We start from the raw sequence: 17,883 nt of genomic DNA, 5'->3' as shown, positions 1-17,883 counted from the left end.
GGGGCTTGTAGGAAACTTGACCTCATTTAAAAGGGATTGCGACGCAATCTCTCTTCCGAGAGAACTTTTTCCAATACCTGGGTAGGAAACTTGACCTCATTTAAAAGGGATTGCGACTGAGTCAAGCTGTTCCATATTTTTATGAATTCTTCAGTAGGAAACTTGACCTCATTTAAAAGGGATTGCGACCCAGTCATTTCAATACCTTCCTCCGACCGGGTAAGCGTAGGAAACTTGACCTCATTTAAAAGGGATTGCGACGAAATCTTTACCGACTCTGGTAGCTCCTCCCATTTACGTAGGAAACTTGACCTCATTTAAAAGGGATTGCGACCCCTCAATGGCGCATGATGCTATTAAATTTTCTCCTAAGTAGGAAACTTGACCTCATTTAAAAGGGATTGCGACGGCTACCGAAAAGTAACTCAGACTGCCACCCGTAGAGGTAGGAAACTTGACCTCATTTAAAAGGGATTGCGACTTTCTTAATATTTCAATAATTTTTTCTTTTTTCATAGTAGGAAACTTGACCTCATTTAAAAGGGATTGCGACCCAACCGCGGAAATAAAGCCTATATAAGCTGTCTCTGGTAGGAAACTTGACCTCATTTAAAAGGGATTGCGACATATTTGGCATAAAAACAACTTTCCTTATCACAAGGCGTAGGAAACTTGACCTCATTTAAAAGGGATTGCGACGTGAAATCCCTCCGGGAGAGATCCTCCACAAGGGAGACGTAGGAAACTTGACCTCATTTAAAAGGGATTGCGACAATCTCACAAATACAATTCCTCTCCTAACCTTGTAATCGTAGGAAACTTGACCTCATTTAAAAGGGATTGCGACAAGACAAAACCAATACTTCCCTCGGTCCAAGCTTTTGCTGTAGGAAACTTGACCTCATTTAAAAGGGATTGCGACATCTTATAAAGTCGTATTTCGCATAGTTTCCGCATTTGTTATAATGTTTATCTAGACAAAATGAGAAAAGTTGTAAGAAAATTAAAAAGAGTTAACACTATTTTGAGAGGAGGGGTATATGAAAAAATTCCTGTTTTTGCTGATACTTTTAAGTATAGCTACCATTATTACCTTATCTGGATGCACAAAAAAATTCCAAAAAATAGACAACTCTCAGTTTTGTGTTGTCTCAGATCTAGGAAACCCTTCCAATTGCAGACAAGGGCAAATAGTAGCTTTTTTACCTCCTAGTTGGGGGAGCGACCAATACCCTCTTGTTTTTGTAGCACTATACTGTGACTTTAACCACCAAATTATTTATAACAATGGTGGTGTAGTTTGCGTTTTTGTGAACAAAAGACAGCAAATTAAATAAAAACAAAATACCTGAGAAGGCTTTGTTTTTAATTAAGCCAGTAAGTAGGAAACTTGACCTCATTTAAAAGGGATTGCGACTTTAATGATGCATTGTACCAATGGATTTCCTAATTTCCTCAACTAAGGTATCTACAAGCTTGTTTTCTTTTACTGTTTTTATAATTTTTCCTTTTGCAAAAACTATTCCCTGTCTGCGTCCTCCTGCTATTCCAAAGTCTGCTTCCTTAGCTTCTCCAGGACCATTAACTGAACAGCCCATTATAGCTACCTGTATAGGCTGTTTTATATACGACAGAGCTTTTTTTACCTCTTTCACCATTTTTTTAATATTCACCTCACATCTTCCACAGGTAGGACAACTTATTATATCAACTCCAAACTGTCTTAATCCTGTCACCCTCAATATCTCGTATGCCACATTAACTTCAACCTGAGGAGAATCTGTAAGAGAAACTCTTATTGTATCTCCAATCCCCTCAAGTAAAAGAAGTCCTATGCCAATGGAACTCTTTACAACACCCTCTGGCACAGGTCCTGTTTCTGTAATTCCAACATGAAGTGGATAGTCATATTTATTGCTGAAAGCACGGTAAGCTTCAACTGTTTTCATAACATCTGATGCTTTCAATGAAACCTTAATATCATGAAAATCAAGTTCTTCAAGAATTTCGATGTGCCTTTCTGCTGCCTCAACCATTGCCTGAGGTGTACAGCCTCCGTATTTTTCAATTAAATCTTTTGGTAAAGATCCTGCATTAACTCCTATTCTTATTGGTATCCTTTTGTCCTTTGCAGCATTAACCACTTCCCTAACCTTCCATTTTGCTCCAATATTTCCAGGATTTATTCTTAATCCGTCAACTCCCTGATTAATTGCCTCAAGCGCAAGTTTATAATTAAAGTGTATATCTGCAATTAAAGGAATTTTTATCATTTTTTTTATTTCTCCTAATGCTTTTGCAGCAGCCTCATCAGGAACTGCAACCCTTATTATTTCACAACCTGCTTTTTCAAGTGTTTTTATCTGTCTGACAGTGGCTTTAACATTTCGAGTATCTGTTTTAGTCATTGACTGAACCCTTACAGGAGCTCCATCTCCGATTGAAACATCTCCAACATAAATTCTTCTTGTCTTTCTTCTTTCAATCAACTCTGCTACCTCTTATTTGGCTTATAGCTGAAATGTGTGTTTTATAGTCAGAGGAAAATTCATGAGTTCCATCCCCGCGAGATACAAAATAAAGATATGAAACCTTAGCAGGATTCAAAGCAGCTAAAATTGATTTTAATCCAGGACAAGCAATGGGTCCTGGTGGAAGTCCTTTAATTATGTAAGTATTGTATGGAGAGGGGTTTCTAAGATCTTTTTTTGTGACTCCATCCTTATATCTTTTAACCCCATAAATTGCTGTTGGATCAGCCTGAAGAGGCATTCCAAGTTTAAGTCTATTGTGATAAACTGCTGAAATTAAAGGCTTTTCTTCATCTAATTTTGCTTCTTTCTCAATTATTGATGCAAGCGTAACTACTTCATTCACTGTCCAGCCAATTTTTTTTGTTTTTTTCATTAAATTTGAATCATAAACATCCCAGAATCTCTTTACCATCAGTCTGACAATCTCTTCAAGATCCAGTCCTTTTGGAATGTTATAAGTATCAGGGAAAAGATATCCTTCTAACGAAGGCGCATCAATTTGTAAAGACCGAAGAAATGCTTTGTCATATGCAAGCTGAAATAGTTTATCTTTAAAATCAGGATTAATTTTTGAAAGCTTCTCAGCAATCTCGTATAGACTGTCACCCTCAACAACTGTAATAGTATATTCTAAGATCTTTCCCTGAAGAAGCTTTTTAATAACATCAAGCACTGTCATTTCTTTAGTAAATAGATAATATCCAGCCCTTGCTTTTCTTTCAATTCCGTAAATTCTTCCTATTATAATGAAAAGAGTCTCGTTTCTGATAATCCCTTTTTCTTTAAAAGTTTTAGCTATTGAGGAAAATGTTGCACCCCTGGGTATGTAAACTTCTGTATCCTCGGAGATATTTATAGGTTTTGTAAGTTCTATTGTTACATAAAGTGTGAAAAATAAAAAATAGCCTGCAAAAACAATTGCTACAGCTTTCCAGAGTTTCATTATTTAATGTTAGCAAATGGAAACATTAAATGGCAAACTATTTAAAATTATGGTAAAATTAAAAAAAACAACAAGGTATTAAAATGCTTACAGAAAAAGTTAAGGCTGCTGGCTGAGCAGCAAAGATAGGTCCAGGGGACCTTGAAGAAATACTAAAAGAGATTCCTTTACCCAAAGACCCCAATATTTTGATTGGCTCTGAAGACTGGTCTGATGCAGGAATTTATCGTTTAAATAAAGAAATCGCTATTGTGCAAAGCGTTGATTTCTTCACTCCTGTTGTGGATAATCCTTATGACTTTGGACAAATAGCAGTTGCAAATGCCTTAAGTGACATATACGCAGTTGGTGCAAAACCTCTTCTGGCACTGAATATTGTTTGTTTTCCAGTAAATGAGATGGATAAATCAATTTTGAAGGAAATCCTGAAAGGAGGCGCTGACAAACTCAAAGAAGCAGGAGCGTTTATGATAGGTGGACACAGTGTTGAAGATCCTGAAATAAAATACGGAATTTCAGCCACTGGAGTTGTTCATCCTGAAAAATTTGTTACAAACAGAGGTGCAAAAACAGGAGATATTTTAATTTTGACAAAACCAATTGGCACAGGAATTCTATCAACAGCGCTCAAAGGAAAACTTCTTGATCCTGAAACAACAGAGCTTCTTACAAAAACAATGACTCTCCTTAACAAAGAAGCTTCTGAAACAATGATGCAAACTGGAGTCAATGCCTGCACAGATATAACAGGATTTGGGCTGATAGGACATGCTCTTGAGATGGCAAGGGCAAGCAAAGTAACAATAAAAATATGGAAAGATAAAGTTCCAGTGTTACCAAGAGTTTATGAATTTGCCTCAATAGGAATTGTTCCAGCAGGTGGAAGAAGAAATATTAACTACTGCTCAAAATTGATCGACACTGGCAAAACAGACCCTGTAACCCTTGATATTCTCTCTGACCCTCAAACTTCAGGAGGACTTCTTATCTCTGTAGCCTCCAGTAAAGCAGATAATTTGATTGCAAAATTGAATTCAAAGGGGATTCAAGCAACCGCAGTAGGTGAGGTTCTGGAAAAAAGCCATGGCAAGGTTATTTTAATTTGATATAAATTGTATAAAATAATTTAATAAAACCTCTTGACAAAAGTGGAGTTTTAATGATATATTTAGTTAGATAATGTCAATATCACTTAAAAGGAGGTGTAAGCCATGACAAGAAAAGAAACAAAGGATGTAGCAAGGGTTGAACCTTCAATTCTTTCTCCTTTTGAGGAAATTGAGCGTGTTTTTGATGAAATTATGAGAAGGCCTTTCTCTCTGTTTAGAACATTTGTGCCAAGATTAAGAGAAGAAGCTGAGTTTATTTCTCCAGCAGTAGACATATTTGAGGAAGGCGATGATCTGGTTGTCAAGGCAGAGCTTCCAGGTATAAATAAAGAGGACATTGAAGTTAAAATCACTGATGATTATCTTACCATCTCTGGTGAGAAAAAGAAAGAAGAAAAAGTGGAAAAGAAAGACTACTACAGATATGAGCGCTCTTATGGCTCCTTTTCAAGAACATTCAGACTTCCAGTTGAGGTTCAAACTGACAAAGCAAAGGCAAAATTTGAAAATGGTGTGCTTGAGATAAGAATTCCCAAGACTGAAGAAGCAAAGAAAAAAGAAGTGAAGCTAAAAATTGAATAACTAAACAGGTCAAGGAGGGCGCATGCCCTCCTTGAATTTTTATGAAAAAACTGTTAATTACAGGCGGAACAGGTTTTGTTGGAAGACATGTTGTAAACATGGCTTTAACAAAAAAATATGATGTTCATTTAATTGTAAGAAATCCTGAAAAAGCAAAATCTCTCTTTGGAAAAAATATAAAAATTTATCAACTCAATGAATTCACAGATCAGGAAAAATTAAGAGAAATCCTGAAAATTATCAACCCTCAATATGTGATTCATCTTATTGGAATTATTAAGGAAACTCAAAAATCTACGTTTGAAAAAGTCCATTATGAGTATCCAAAGACTCTTTATGAGATTTTAAAAGACTTCCCGATTGAAAAAATAATTCATATGAGCGCATTAGGAGCTGATGAAAAGGCTCCATCTAAATATCATATTACAAAATTTAAAGCTGAAAAGGAACTTATAAAAACTGGAATCCCATTTGTGATACTTCGACCTTCTTTTATTATCGGACCACAGCAGCTCCTTTTTTTAGAGCTCAGGAGAGTTCTTAAAAAATTGCCATTTTTAATATTTCCTGATATTCGTAATTATTACTTTCAACCAGTAGATGTAAGAGATGTAGCAGAATGCTTTATTAATGCCATAGATTACCACAGTAGCGGTATCTTTGAACTTTGCGGAGATGAAAGAGTAACACTACGTGATATTGTTCATGACTTTGCAACATATTTTGGAAAAAAAGTTATTTTTATTCCTTTTCCAAAGTTTTTTCTTAAAATACTGGCTCAGGAGCAGTACAAAATGATGTGGAAAGACAACATCTGTGAAGACTCTGAAGCTTTGAAAATAGAAGCTCTTTTAGGAAGAAAGCCAATTCCTTATAAAGAACAAATAAAGTGGGCTATCGCATCTAATCTATAATCTCAATGAGAACTTCTTGTCCCTCTGACAATCCTATGAGCTCAGAGGGAATACGAACAATTCCCTGAGCTTTTACAAGGCTCATTATAAGTCCGGATTTACTTAACAAAGGAGTTGCCCATATCTCACCATTATGCTCTTCAAGATATACCCTTATAAAATCTTCTCTCCCAGCCTGAGAATGAATATTTCTTGAAATCTTTGCCTTTACAGTTTTTTTAAAGTTTTTATCTGTTACTTTAAGCATATGATGAATTACGGGTTTGACAAATAGTTCAAAACATATATAAACAGCTACAGGATGACCAGGAAGTCCAAAAACAGGTTTGCCATTGCATACTGCCCCAATAACAGGTTTTCCTGGCTTTATTGAAGCACCATGAAAAAGCACCCCTGGCGAGCCAAGTTCATCTATAACCTTTGCTGTTAAATCCTTCACCCCAGCAGAAGTTCCACCAGTAATAAGTATTATGTCACTTATTTCATAAGCTTTTTGAACAGTTTCTTTAAGCTTATCATATTCATCTCTCACTATTCCCATTTTTAAAGGAACAGCGCCATTTTCATAGCACAGCCCTGCAAGGGTAAAGGAGTTTACATCCCTTACTTTTCCAGGAGTAACTTTTTCAGTGTGAGGAATTATTTCATCTCCTGTAAGAATTATAGAAACCACAGGTTGCTTAAAAACCTTAACAGTTGTTATTCCCACTCCAGCAAGAGCGCCTATGTCCTGAGGTTTAAGCCTGTGTCCTGCCTTTATAACAACTTCTCCTTTTTTTGCATCCTCATCACGGAATATAACATTTTCACCAGGAGAAACAGCCCTTAAAACCTCAATCAAATCATTTGATATTACATTAACATGCTCTATCATAACAATAGCATCAGCTCCTTCAGGCAGCATACCTCCAGTTGCAATAGACGCAGCTTCACCATTTGATAGAGAAAAATGGGGGATAGCCCCCATTGCTATATCACCTTTAACTGTGAGATAAACAGGAGAGCTTTCTTTTGCGCCAAAGGTATCAAAAGCTTTTACAGCAAAGCCATCAACAGTAGAACGTTCAAAGCCAGGAAGATCTTCAGGAGAAAGAATGTCTTCTGCTGTAACTCTTCCATAAGCTTTCTCAATTGGAATTGTTTCAACTGTAAGACATCCTGGTTTAAGGTTATGTAGTATAAGCTTTAAAGCATCCTGAGGGAGCAGATATTTTTTATCAAGCATAGATTTATTATACAAGAAAAAACTGAGATATGCCAGCTAAGATTGTGCTAAAATACTATAAAATGATTCAGGTTAATTTACCCGTATTTGAAGGTCCCTTAGATTTGCTTCTTCATCTTATTAAACAGAATAAAATAGACATTTATGACATTCCGATTGCTTTAATTACAAAGCAGTATCTTGAATATCTTGAACTTATGAAAGAGCTTGACCTTGAAATTGCCTCAGAGTTTCTTGTTATGGCAGCTACATTGATTTATATAAAGTCAAAAATGCTTCTTCCAGTGCAAGAACCTGAGGAAGAAGACCCAAGAAAAGAACTGGTAGAAAAATTAATAGAATATCAGAATTTCAAAGAAGCCTCTAAAATTCTTAAAGAAAGATATGAAGTATGGTCCCTGGCTTTTTCAAGAAGTACATCAAAACAGGAGGAATTTCTTCTTGAGGAATTGAATATATTTGACCTTTTACAGGCTTTAAAGAAAATACTTGATAAACCTCAGCCGAGAATATATGTTCCAAAGGAAACCATAAAGGTTGAGGAAAAAATTGAACAGATTCTCAATTTGCTGAGATTTAAAAAATCAATAGATTTTTATGAACTTTTTAAATATAACTCATCAAAACTTGAAATTATAGTGACTTTTCTTGCATTATTGGAATTAATAAAACTCAGAATTGCCATAGCCTATCAGGAAAAACCTTTTGGAAAAATTTTAATAAATTTGGAGGAAAGAAATGAAAATAGGAATTATCTCTGACACCCATGATCATATGGAAAACATAAGAAAGGCATTGAAAATTTTTAAAGAAAACAATGTAAAAGCAATAATTCATGCAGGTGATTTTGTCTCTCCCTTTACATGGAGAGTTTTTAAAGACTTTGAAGGTGAGTTTTACGGAGTTTTTGGAAATAATGATGGAGATAAAGTTCTTTTAAAGAAAATGTATGGAGAAAGAATCCAACCACAAATAAGAGAATTAGAAATTGAAGGTAAAAAAATTGCATTGATGCATGAACCTCAGACAATTGAAGCACTTGCTCAATCAGGTAGATTTAATCTAATCGTTTATGGACACATGCATGAAGTTGATATTCGCAGAGTAAACAATACTTTGATCATAAATCCTGGGGAGGCCTGTGGCTGGCTTTATGGAAAGGCAACTGTTGTGGTCCTTGATCTTGATAGTTTAGAGCCAGCGGTAATATCTCTTTGAATAAATAAGGCAGTCAATTCTTGTTAGTCCGTATTTTAAAGCAATATTCACAGCGTCTTCAAACTCCTTGTGCGTTATTGTTCTGTTTAATTCAGGATACTTATCTGTCTGCCAGCAGGGCCTGTATTGATCCATAATGTTTATGTATGTATCTTTTGAGATTTCCTCAGCAATAAATTTCACTACCTCTTCAGTTCCTGCAATGTTGTTTGGTAAAACAAGATGTCTTACAAGAAGTCCTCTAACTGCAATTCCTTCTGCATTTATAATCAGATCTCCAACCTGCCTGTGCATCTCCTTCAAAGCTTTTTTTGCGAACTCAGTGTAATTTTTAACCTTTGAATACTTTTCAGCCAGAGCATTATCAGCATATTTAAAATCAGGCATATAAATATCAATGATTCCATCAAGAATTCTTAATGTTTCAATTGCTTCATAACCACCCGAGTTATAAACAATCGGAATTCTGAGTCCCTGTTCACGGGCAATGTAAATTGATTTAATAATTTGAGGAACCTGATGAGTTGGTGTTACAAGATTTATATTGTGACAGCCTGAATTTTGAAGAAAAATCATAACTTGAGCAAGCTCATCACAGGAGATTTCTTCACCTTCTCCAAGATGGCTTATTGTCCAGTTCTGACAATATACACAGCTGAGATTACAAAAACCGAAAAATATGGTTCCTGAACCGTATCTTCCAACCAAAGGAGCTTCTTCTCCAAAATGCGGTCCCCAGCTTGAAACATAGGGTTTTATAAGAACTTTACATGCTCCTTTTTTACCCGAGATTCTGTCAACATGGCAATTTCTCGGGCAGAGAGCGCAATTTTTCAGAATTTCAAATGCTTTTTCAATCTTTTGATTAAACTCTTTATCTGATAAATTTAAATAAGCTGCATTTTGAGCCTTAGATGAACTCATTGAAATTCTCCCTGTTTTTTAATTATATCATTTGGGAAAAAGATTTAGCCTGGCAAAAATTGTTATAATATGCCTATGCTTCAGTCTATAAGATGGGAAAATGGTGCTGTCTATATACTTGACCAGAGGCTTTTGCCAGAAAAAATTGAATACATAAAATGCACGCATTATGAAGAAATAGCTCAGGCAATTGAAAATCTCTCAATAAGAGGTGCTCCTGCAATAGGAATTGCTGCTGCTTATGCTGTGGCAGTCGCTTCTATCGGTTTAAAGTCATCTTCTGCTAAAAAATTTCTTTCAGATTTAAATCCTGTTTTTCAAAGGGTTATAAATACAAGACCAACTGCTGTAAATATAAAATGGGCTGTTGACAGAATTAAAAATCTGATAGAGAAAAATGCCTCTTTATCTGTCTCTGAACTCAAAGATTTAATAATAAATGAGGCTTTAAAAATTCATGAAGAAGATATACAGACAAACAAACGCATAGGTGAAAATGCCTTACATCTTTTTAAAGAAGGATGCACTGTTATAACATACTGTAATGCCGGAGCACTGGCAACAGGTGGATACGGAACAGCAACTGCACCAATGTATCTTGCAAAGGAAAATGGAATAAAATTTAAAGTAATTGCCTGTGAAACAAGACCTGTGCTTCAGGGCGCTCGTATTACAGCTTTTGAACTCATGAAGGCTGGAATAGATGTAACCTTAATATGTGACAACACAGCTGGCGCTTTACTAAGAAAAGGTATGATTGATTTTGCAATTGTTGGCACAGATAGAACTGTAAGGAACGGTGATGTAGCAAATAAAATCGGCACATATTCCTTAGCTGTTCTTTGCAGGGAAAACAATGTTCCTTTTTATGTAGCAGCTCCTTCCTCAAGCATTGACTTAAGTATACCTTCCGGAGATATGATTCCAATTGAACAAAGAGCCCCGGAAGAAGTAACAACTATTAAAGGAGTGAGAGTTGCTCCAGAAGGAATTAAAGTAATAAATCTTGCTTTTGATGTAACACCTGCTGATTACATAACAGCAATTATTACTGAAAAAGGGATTTTTAAACCAGATCAACTGAGATTTAACTTATGAATTTTCAGAATATATTCAAACAATACGAAAATGAACTTAAACAGGTAGAAAGAGAGCTTATAAACATTTTTCAGTCAGAGGCTACTTTAATTCCTACAATAGGAGCATATATTGTAAACTCTGGTGGAAAAAGACTTCGTCCATTGTTTTTGCTTTCAAGTGCAGACCTTGTTGGTTACAGGGAATACAAAAGGGTTATCCTGGCTGCAGTAATTGAGGCACTTCACACTGCAAGTCTTCTTCATGATGATGTGGTTGATGAAGCAGACCTGAGAAGAGGCAAAGTTTCCGCTAATAAAATATGGGGAAATCAGGTTACAGTGCTACTTGGTGATTATCTTTATGCAAAGGCATTGCATATATCAGTAGCACAGGAAAGTCTTCCGATAATGGAAGCTTTATCTCTGGCAACATCTCAGATGGCTGAAGGAGAAATTCTTCAGCTTATGAAAGCAGGAGATCCAACAATAACTTTTGATGAATATATAAAAATAATAACAGGAAAAACTGCAGGATTAATTAGAGCTGCGTGCAGGATTGCAGGAATTTTAGGAGAACTTCCACAGGAAAAGCTTCAGGCTTTAACTGAGTTCGGACATAATATAGGCATAGCGTTTCAGATGGTAGATGATATTCTTGATTATGTAGCACAGGAGTCAGAACTTGGCAAAAAACTTGGCAAGGATTTAATGGAAGGTAAAATTACTCTTCCTCTTATTGAATTAATGAAAAAAGCTCAAGAAAAGGAAGAAATTGTAGGCATTATAAAATCTGACAATTTTTCAGAAGAAAACCTTTTAAAAATTTTAAATTATCTAAAACAATACAACTGCATAGAATCATCTATGGAAATAGTGAGGCAGTACATAGATAAAGCAAAAAAGGCTCTTCAGGTGTTTCCAGACTCTGAAGCCAGAAAAAGGCTTTTTATGATCGCTGATTATATTACCCTAAGGAGTAAATAATGCCGCTCATTCTTGTAACAAACGATGATGGTTTTTTCTCAAAAGGGATTCAAACTCTGGCAGAATATTTAAAGGAACTTGGTGAAGTATACATTGTTGCACCAGACAGAGATCGCTCTGCTGTAAGTCATGCTCTTACAATGCACAGACCCCTTAAAGTGGATTTAATAAGAGAGGGCTGCTACAGTGTAAACGGCACTCCCACTGACTGTGTTGTTGTTGGAGTGAAAAAACTTTTGCCCCGTGCACCTGATTTAATTGTGTCAGGCATAAACAAAGGAGCTAATCTTGGCGAGGACATAACATACTCAGGAACTGTTTCAGCTGCTATTGAAGGGACAATTCTTGGAGTTCCCTCCTTTGCAATATCTATAGTTGGAGAAAGACCTTTCAGATATGAAACAGCATGTTATTACGCATTAAAAATAGCAAAATTCATACTTGAAAAGGGGCTTCCTCATGATACTCTTTTAAATATTAACCTGCCCAATAAACCTTTACAGGAAATCAATGGAATAAAAATAACAAAGCAGGGTAAACGTTCCTATGAAAACTCAATTCATGAAATTTTCTCTCCCTGGGGAGAAAAACAGTATTGGATTGGAGGCGGAATTGTATCATGGCAGAAAATGGAAGGAACAGATATTCAGGCAATAATGGAAGGATATGTATCAGTTACTCCGCTTCATATTGATTTAACAAATTATCAGGCATTGGATTATTTAAAAAGACATGGCATTGAAGAATAAGTATGATGTAATTATTGTTGGTGCAGGACCTGCTGGTATTTTTACAGCCTTAGAGATAATTAATAATTCCTCATTAAAAGTTTTACTTATTGAAAAGGGAAAGGATATTGAAAAAAGAAAATGTCCGATGGAGCAAACAGGAAAGTGTGCTCACTGTGCAGTATGCGATATTTTAAGTGGATGGGGAGGTGCAGGAGCTTTTAGCGATGGAAAGCTTAATCTTTCTCCTCAAATTGGTGGATTTTTAGATAAATACATAGATAGAGACAGCCTCGTTGAACTTATTGATTATGTTGATAAAATCTATCTTAAATACGGTGCTCCAGAAAAACTCTATGAACCAGAACCTGAGGTAGCTGAAAAAATCAAAGCTCAAGCAGCAAAAAGCGGACTTCTCTTTATTCCATCAAAAATAAGACATATTGGAACTGAAAGATGTGCTGAGATTCTTAAAGCAATAAAAGAGGAGCTTTCAAAAAAGGCTGATATAATCTTTGATTCTGAAGCATTCAAAATCATTGTAAACAGAACTAAAGCATCAGGAATTGAACTTAAAGATAAAAGAAAATTCTATGCAAAATACATTGTTGTTGCACCTGGAAGAGCAGGAAGTAGCTGGTTAAATGAGGAAGCAAAAAGGCTAAAATTAAACACAGAGCTTAATCCTGTTGATATAGGTGTGAGAGTTGAAGTTCCTGCTTCAGTTTGCGATGAATTTACCAGAGTCTGTTATGAACCAAAGTTTATTTATTATTCAAAAACTTTTGATGATATGGTAAGAACATTCTGTGTAAATCCCTATGGCGAAGTTGTCAGAGAAAACATAAATGGAATATGGACTGTAAATGGTCACAGTTATGCTAATAAAAAAACAGACAATACCAACTTTGCGATTCTTTCAAGCACATACTTCACAGAACCCTTTCGTGAGCCAATTCTTTATGGGCAGAGCATTGCCAGGCTTGCAAATTATCTTGGTCATGGAGTTTTAATTCAAAGGCTTGGTGATCTTAAAAAAGGAAGAAGATCAACATCTGAAAGAATTCTCAAGAACCCGGTTCAACCCACACTTAAGGATGTTACACCAGGAGACCTCAGTTTTGTTTTGCCCTATCGTTATCTTATAAATATTCTTGAAATGCTTGAAGCCCTTGATAAAGTTATGCCAGGTATAAATTCAAATCATACGCTTCTTTATGGAGTAGAGATTAAACTTTACAGTATGAGGCTTAAACTAACTGAAAGTCTTGAAACAGAAATAGATAATCTTTTTGCTGCAGGAGATGGAGCAGGAATCAGCAGGGGCTTGATTCAAGCTTCGGTATCAGGTATTCTTGTAGCAAGGGAGATATTGAAACGGACTTAAATGTTATAATGAAAAATGGATAAATTTAAACACTTAAGAGAATGGATGGTTGAAACTCAGATCATTGAAAGAGGCATCAAAGATAAACGGGTTATTGAGGTAATGAAAAAAATTCCGAGACATCTTTTTGTACCAGAAGATAGCATTGACAGTGCCTATGATGACAGAGCTCTTCCAATTGGTTATGGCCAGACAATTTCTCAACCTTACATAGTTGCTTTGATGACAGAATTGCTGGAGCTTAAAGGAGATGAAAAGGTTCTTGAAATAGGTACAGGCTCTGGGTATCAGGCTGCAATTCTTGCAGAACTTGTAAAAGAAGTTCATACAATCGAAAGAATCAAGCCACTGGCAGATGAAGCAAAACAAAGATTTGAAAAATTGGGGATTAAAAATATTAAAGTTTATATAAAAGATGGCACAGAAGGGATTCCAGAAGAAGCTCCATTTGATAGAATAATAATAACTGCAGCCACTCCAGATATACCTGAACCGCTCGTTGCGCAATTAAAAGAAGGTGGAATTATTGTTGCTCCTGTTGGTGAACGATACTCTCAGTATATGCTTAAAGCAATAAAAAAAGACAGTAAACTTGAAAGGCATTATCTGATTCCTGTAGCCTTTGTTCCATTAATAGGAAAGTATGGATGGAAAGAGGAGTAATTAGGATTTATGAAGATTGCTGTAATTGGTATTGGAGCAGTTGGATTTTTTCTTTGCAGGTATTTTCTTGAAAAAACAGATTTTACAATAAAATGCGCTGATAAAAGTATTAGAAATCTCAGAAAGCTCAAAGAATTTGCAAACACTAAGAAAAAAATAACTTTACACAGAGTTTCAGTAAATGATAGTCCTTCCTTAGAAAAATTGATCAGGGATACTGATTTAGTAATAAATTCTGCAACACCAGCAATTAACAGAAAAATAATAGAGATTGCATTAAAATATGCTGTTAACTATCAGGATCTTGCTTCAAATCTTGAAGACCTTATGAATCCTGAACAGCTTGAATATTCTCAGGATTTTAAACAAAAAGGAATCGTTGGATTAATAAATACAGGTATAAGTCCTGGTTTGACAAACCTGATTGCCGGTGAGCTTGCTTCAAAATTTGACAGTGTGGATACAATTAAAATTAGAATTTTTGAAGATCAAAAACCACCTGGAACAATATGGTCATGGTCTCCTAAAGTGCTTTTCAGTGATATTTTGTCACCTCCACTTGTTTATGAAAAAGGGAAATTTAATCTTAGAGAACCCTTTGGTGAGCCTGAGTATTATAATTATCCAGAGCCCATTGGTAAAAGAAAAGCCTATCTTGTTTACGGAGATGAAATCTCCACTTTACCACGATTTCTCAAAGTAAAATCAGGAAATCTTAAATCTGCAGGCTCTGATATAGAGTTTCTAATGGCTCTTTATAATATGGGGCTTTTAAGTGACAATCCATTGAAAATTAATGGAGGGAGAGTTTCGCCATATGAAATTCTTTTGAAAATCACGAAAAGAGTTGCTTCAATTAGAGAAATAATTCAAAAAGTGAAAGAAGGAGTGCTTGAAGAGGCAACCTTTGGCATTGTTGTAGAATGCTCAGGAAAACTACAGGGAAAAAGAAAAACATTAAGAGGTTACTTAATATTTCCATCCATTAGGGAACTTATAAAAATTGCTCCTGGCTCTACTCATGTCTCTTATCCCACTGCTTTAGTAGCGGGAATTATGGCAAAATTTATAAAGAAAATTCAGTCCCTTGAGCAGGGCGTGTTTGCTCCAGAAGCTTTACCAAAGTTTATAAGAAGAAAAATCTTCTCTGAACTTAAGAAAGAAGGATTCAATGTTACATTAGAAGAACTCACCAGGGAAAAAACTACTCCAATCCGAATTCTTTAATTTTATTGTAAAGAGTTCTTAAAGAAATACCAAGTAACTGAGCTGCCAGTTTTTTATTGCTGCCAGTTTTTTTCAATGCTTCTATTATTGCTTTTTTTTCAAGACTTTTAATATTATTCTCATCCAATTCTTCCTCTTTTTCAATTTTTATCTCAATCTCCTCTGTTTTTGACAGGATTATTGCCCTTTCAAGAATGTTCTCAAGCTCTCTTATGTTTCCTGGAAAAGAGTAATTCTTAATGGTTTCTACAGATTTTTTGCTCAATTTTTTTATCTCTTTTTCAAGCTTTTTAGAAATCCTTTCTATAAGATAATCAGCAATTTTAGTTATATGCTGTCTTCTTTCTCTTAAAGGAGGAATGGTAATTGGAAAGACATTGAGCCTGAAATATAAATCTTCCCTGAATTTTCCATCTTTTACAAGCTGTTTTAAGTCTCTGTTTGTTGCAGTGATAAATCTTGCATTTGTTTTAAGAGTCTGTAGCCCTCCAATTCTTTCAAAACTTTTGTCCTGCAGCACTTTTAAAAATTTTGCCTGAATTGATGGAGTTAATTCTCCTATTTCATCAAGAAATAGAGTTCCATTCTGGGCAAGCTCAATTTTACCTGATTTTTGTTTTATTGCTCCTGAGAAAGCACCTTTTTCATAACCAAAAAGTTCACTTTCTATCAATGTTTCAGGAATTGAAGCACAATTTATCTCAACAAAAGCGCCTTTCTTGCCGCTCATAATGTGAATTGCTTTTGCAATAGCTGTTTTACCTGTTCCTGTTTCACCATAGAGAATTACTGTTGTATCTGTCTTTGCCACTTCTTTAACCATCTGATAGACCTCTTCAATTCCTGCAAATAGGATCTCATATGGAGGTAGCTCAAGTTCTTCACTGTAATGTCCTTTCTTTAAAACTTTTTCTATGCGTTTTAAAAATTCTTCAGGAGATGAAAGAGGCTTTGTGATATAATCAATTGCGCCCTTTTTTATTGCTTCTACTGCAGTAGGGATTGTGCCATAAGCTGTTATTACAATAAATTCTGTATTTACAACATCTTCTGCCTTTTCAATAAATTCAATACCATCCATTTTCGGCATCTTTAAATCTGTAATTATAAGATGGGGAGAAAAATTCCTGATATTTTTTAAGGCAATCTGAGGGTCATTAAACACCTTTACAGTGTATCCTTCTTCTTCAAGAATTGTTTTAAGGAAAGAGGCAAAGGAGGGATCATCTTCAACTATAACGATTCTGGCACTGTCAGACATACCTTTGTTCCCTGTCCTTTTTTGCTTTTAATTTCCAGATTAATCTTTAAAATCTCACACAGACGGTTTACTATTGCAAGACCCAATCCTGTGCCTTTTGGCTTTGTCGTAAAAAAAGGCTCTTGCGCTTTTTTTAAAGTCTCTTCATCCATTCCAGTTCCTGTATCGGATATTTCAATTTTTATTTTACCATTGATCTTTTTTGCTTTTATATTAATTCTTTTATCCTCTGTTTCTGATACGGCAAAAACAGAGTTCTGAAGAATATTACTTATAATCTGTGTCATTTTATCACTGTCTGTGTTCAGGTAGATTTCATCTAAGTCTAAATCAAAAAATATTTCCCTGTGTTCAACTATAAAAGGTAAAACTGTGTCATGAATTAATTCTTTGAGATTAACCATCTGGATGTTAATGTTTTGAGGATTTGCATACTGTGATAGCTCTTCAGTAAGTCTTTCAAGTCTCAAACTCTCCTTTACAATTATTTCAAGATACTCTTTTAAAGAAGCCTCTGAAATCTTTTTCATAAGATACTGGGCAAATCCCTTTATGCTTCCAAGGGGATTTCTTATTTCATGGGCTAAAACTCGTGAAAGCATTGAAAGATTTTCAAGCTCCCTCATTTTAATCTGCATTTTTTCTATTTTACTTAAAAGTATTGTTGTAAAAAAACCTGCCAGAATAAGGAATCCTACTGTAAAAGCCATAAAAAGTATATGTATTTTTGTATTTCTTAAAATAGCCTCAGCTGGATATTTATGTAAAGCAACTCTTAAAAGATAGGGTAGCCCATGGAGAATTATTTTTGTATCTGATATAAAAACTTTTTCTCCTGTGCCCAGAACAAGATAATGATAATAGGGAGTTTTCTCCTGAAAAATTGCAATTACTTCCTGAATTTTTTTCCCTATCAGGGCAGGATTAGAATGGAATACCACATTTCCTTTTTTATTATAAAGAGCTATAAAGGCAACCCCTTCCCATCTCTCATCCAGTAAGATTTCTGAAAAGATTGTACTACCATGTTTTTTAATTTGGTCAATATCAGAAGCCTGGAGAACACTGTTAAGAGTGATTGTAATTCCTATTGCCTGCATCTGAA

At 35.3% G+C, this 17,883-nt stretch carries 17 protein-coding genes and 1 CRISPR repeat array; of the genes, 11 read left to right on the top strand and 6 right to left on the bottom strand.

Features of this window, described 5'->3' with window-relative positions:
• Positions 1 to 7 precede the first annotated feature (7 nt).
• Positions 8 to 922: direct repeats of the CRISPR family, unit length 36 nt; unit sequence GTAGGAAACTTGACCTCATTTAAAAGGGATTGCGAC.
• A gap of 496 nt (positions 923 to 1,418) precedes the next feature.
• Together ispG and mltG are read right to left on the bottom strand one after the other, a co-directional pair.
• A complete protein-coding gene (ispG, locus tag ACP5O9_RS00700) occupies positions 1,419 to 2,489 on the bottom strand; it encodes a flavodoxin-dependent (E)-4-hydroxy-3-methylbut-2-enyl-diphosphate synthase (RefSeq protein ID WP_428723243.1) in 1,071 nt (356 codons plus the stop codon).
• Complete coding sequence (gene mltG, locus ACP5O9_RS00695) at positions 2,482 to 3,477, bottom strand: endolytic transglycosylase MltG (protein WP_428723242.1); 996 nt, start codon at positions 3,475 to 3,477, stop codon at positions 2,482 to 2,484. Before mltG ends, ispG begins: the two co-directional genes overlap by 8 nt.
• A gap of 83 nt (positions 3,478 to 3,560) precedes the next feature.
• Between mltG and selD the strand changes: the two genes are divergently transcribed.
• The 3 genes from selD (at position 3,561) to ACP5O9_RS00680 (ending at position 6,082) form a co-directional block, all read left to right on the top strand.
• Entirely contained in the window at positions 3,561 to 4,583 is a 1,023-nt protein-coding gene (gene selD / locus ACP5O9_RS00690; RefSeq protein WP_424904866.1) for a selenide, water dikinase SelD, read from the top strand.
• A gap of 105 nt (positions 4,584 to 4,688) precedes the next feature.
• Complete coding sequence (locus tag ACP5O9_RS00685; RefSeq protein WP_353686501.1) at positions 4,689 to 5,168, top strand: Hsp20/alpha crystallin family protein; 480 nt, start codon at positions 4,689 to 4,691, stop codon at positions 5,166 to 5,168.
• 41 nt (positions 5,169 to 5,209) lie between these two features.
• Complete coding sequence (locus ACP5O9_RS00680) at positions 5,210 to 6,082, top strand: NAD-dependent epimerase/dehydratase family protein (RefSeq protein ID WP_353686500.1); 873 nt, start codon at positions 5,210 to 5,212, stop codon at positions 6,080 to 6,082.
• Here ACP5O9_RS00680 and ACP5O9_RS00675 read toward each other — a convergent pair.
• A complete protein-coding gene (locus ACP5O9_RS00675) occupies positions 6,072 to 7,307 on the bottom strand; it encodes a molybdopterin molybdotransferase MoeA (protein WP_353686499.1) in 1,236 nt (411 codons plus the stop codon). The two genes, ACP5O9_RS00680 and ACP5O9_RS00675, sit on opposite strands and share 11 nt — an antisense overlap.
• 29 nt (positions 7,308 to 7,336) lie before the next feature.
• Between ACP5O9_RS00675 and ACP5O9_RS00670 the strand changes: the two genes are divergently transcribed.
• Positions 7,337 to 8,068: a segregation and condensation protein A gene (locus ACP5O9_RS00670; RefSeq protein WP_424904863.1), complete on the top strand. Its 732-nt coding sequence runs from the start codon at positions 7,337 to 7,339 to the stop codon at positions 8,066 to 8,068.
• Entirely contained in the window at positions 8,046 to 8,525 is a 480-nt protein-coding gene (locus ACP5O9_RS00665) for a metallophosphoesterase (RefSeq protein ID WP_353686497.1), read from the top strand. The genes ACP5O9_RS00670 and ACP5O9_RS00665 overlap by 23 nt, the downstream gene beginning before the upstream one ends.
• On the opposite strand, the gene ACP5O9_RS00660 is transcribed toward ACP5O9_RS00665, so the two are convergent.
• Positions 8,499 to 9,449: a radical SAM protein gene (locus ACP5O9_RS00660; RefSeq protein WP_428723241.1), complete on the bottom strand. Its 951-nt coding sequence runs from the start codon at positions 9,447 to 9,449 to the stop codon at positions 8,499 to 8,501. The genes ACP5O9_RS00665 and ACP5O9_RS00660 overlap by 27 nt on opposite strands.
• A gap of 69 nt (positions 9,450 to 9,518) precedes the next feature.
• On the opposite strand from ACP5O9_RS00660, the gene mtnA reads away from it, so the two are divergent.
• From mtnA to ACP5O9_RS00630, 6 genes are read left to right on the top strand one after another with little or no spacing between them, the layout of a single operon-like run.
• Complete coding sequence (gene mtnA, locus ACP5O9_RS00655) at positions 9,519 to 10,547, top strand: S-methyl-5-thioribose-1-phosphate isomerase (protein ID WP_353686495.1); 1,029 nt, start codon at positions 9,519 to 9,521, stop codon at positions 10,545 to 10,547.
• On the top strand, positions 10,544 to 11,512 hold the full coding sequence (locus tag ACP5O9_RS00650) for a polyprenyl synthetase family protein (protein WP_428723240.1): 969 nt from the start codon (positions 10,544 to 10,546) through the stop codon (positions 11,510 to 11,512). The genes mtnA and ACP5O9_RS00650 overlap by 4 nt, the downstream gene beginning before the upstream one ends.
• The gene (surE, locus tag ACP5O9_RS00645; RefSeq protein WP_353686493.1) at positions 11,512 to 12,261 is read left to right on the top strand and encodes a 5'/3'-nucleotidase SurE; all 750 of its coding nucleotides are present in this window, start codon (positions 11,512 to 11,514) and stop codon (positions 12,259 to 12,261) included. The genes ACP5O9_RS00650 and surE overlap by 1 nt, the downstream gene beginning before the upstream one ends.
• On the top strand, positions 12,245 to 13,627 hold the full coding sequence (locus ACP5O9_RS00640; RefSeq protein WP_353686492.1) for an NAD(P)/FAD-dependent oxidoreductase: 1,383 nt from the start codon (positions 12,245 to 12,247) through the stop codon (positions 13,625 to 13,627). Before surE ends, ACP5O9_RS00640 begins: the two co-directional genes overlap by 17 nt.
• Positions 13,628 to 13,642: 15 nt before the next feature.
• Positions 13,643 to 14,290 carry a protein-L-isoaspartate(D-aspartate) O-methyltransferase gene (locus ACP5O9_RS00635; RefSeq protein WP_353686491.1) on the top strand — a complete coding sequence of 216 codons (648 nt, stop codon included), beginning with the start codon at positions 13,643 to 13,645 and terminating at the stop codon, positions 14,288 to 14,290.
• Between the two features lie 9 nt (positions 14,291 to 14,299).
• Positions 14,300 to 15,517, top strand: coding sequence for a saccharopine dehydrogenase family protein (locus tag ACP5O9_RS00630; protein ID WP_353686490.1), 1,218 nt, complete (start codon positions 14,300 to 14,302; stop codon positions 15,515 to 15,517).
• On the opposite strand, the gene ACP5O9_RS00625 is transcribed toward ACP5O9_RS00630, so the two are convergent.
• Positions 15,495 to 16,778 carry a sigma-54-dependent transcriptional regulator gene (locus ACP5O9_RS00625; protein ID WP_424904858.1) on the bottom strand — a complete coding sequence of 428 codons (1,284 nt, stop codon included), beginning with the start codon at positions 16,776 to 16,778 and terminating at the stop codon, positions 15,495 to 15,497. The genes ACP5O9_RS00630 and ACP5O9_RS00625 overlap by 23 nt on opposite strands.
• Positions 16,751 to 17,878, bottom strand: coding sequence for a sensor histidine kinase (locus tag ACP5O9_RS00620; protein WP_353686488.1), 1,128 nt, complete (start codon positions 17,876 to 17,878; stop codon positions 16,751 to 16,753). Before ACP5O9_RS00620 ends, ACP5O9_RS00625 begins: the two co-directional genes overlap by 28 nt.
• Positions 17,879 to 17,883: the final 5 nt, after the last annotated feature.

This window comes from Thermodesulfovibrio sp. (genome assembly GCF_049969575.1).
Classification (GTDB): domain Bacteria; phylum Nitrospirota; class Thermodesulfovibrionia; order Thermodesulfovibrionales; family Thermodesulfovibrionaceae; genus Thermodesulfovibrio; species Thermodesulfovibrio obliviosus.
Note: the sequence above shows the minus strand (reverse complement) of the source record. Positions and strands in the feature narration are given on the sequence as shown.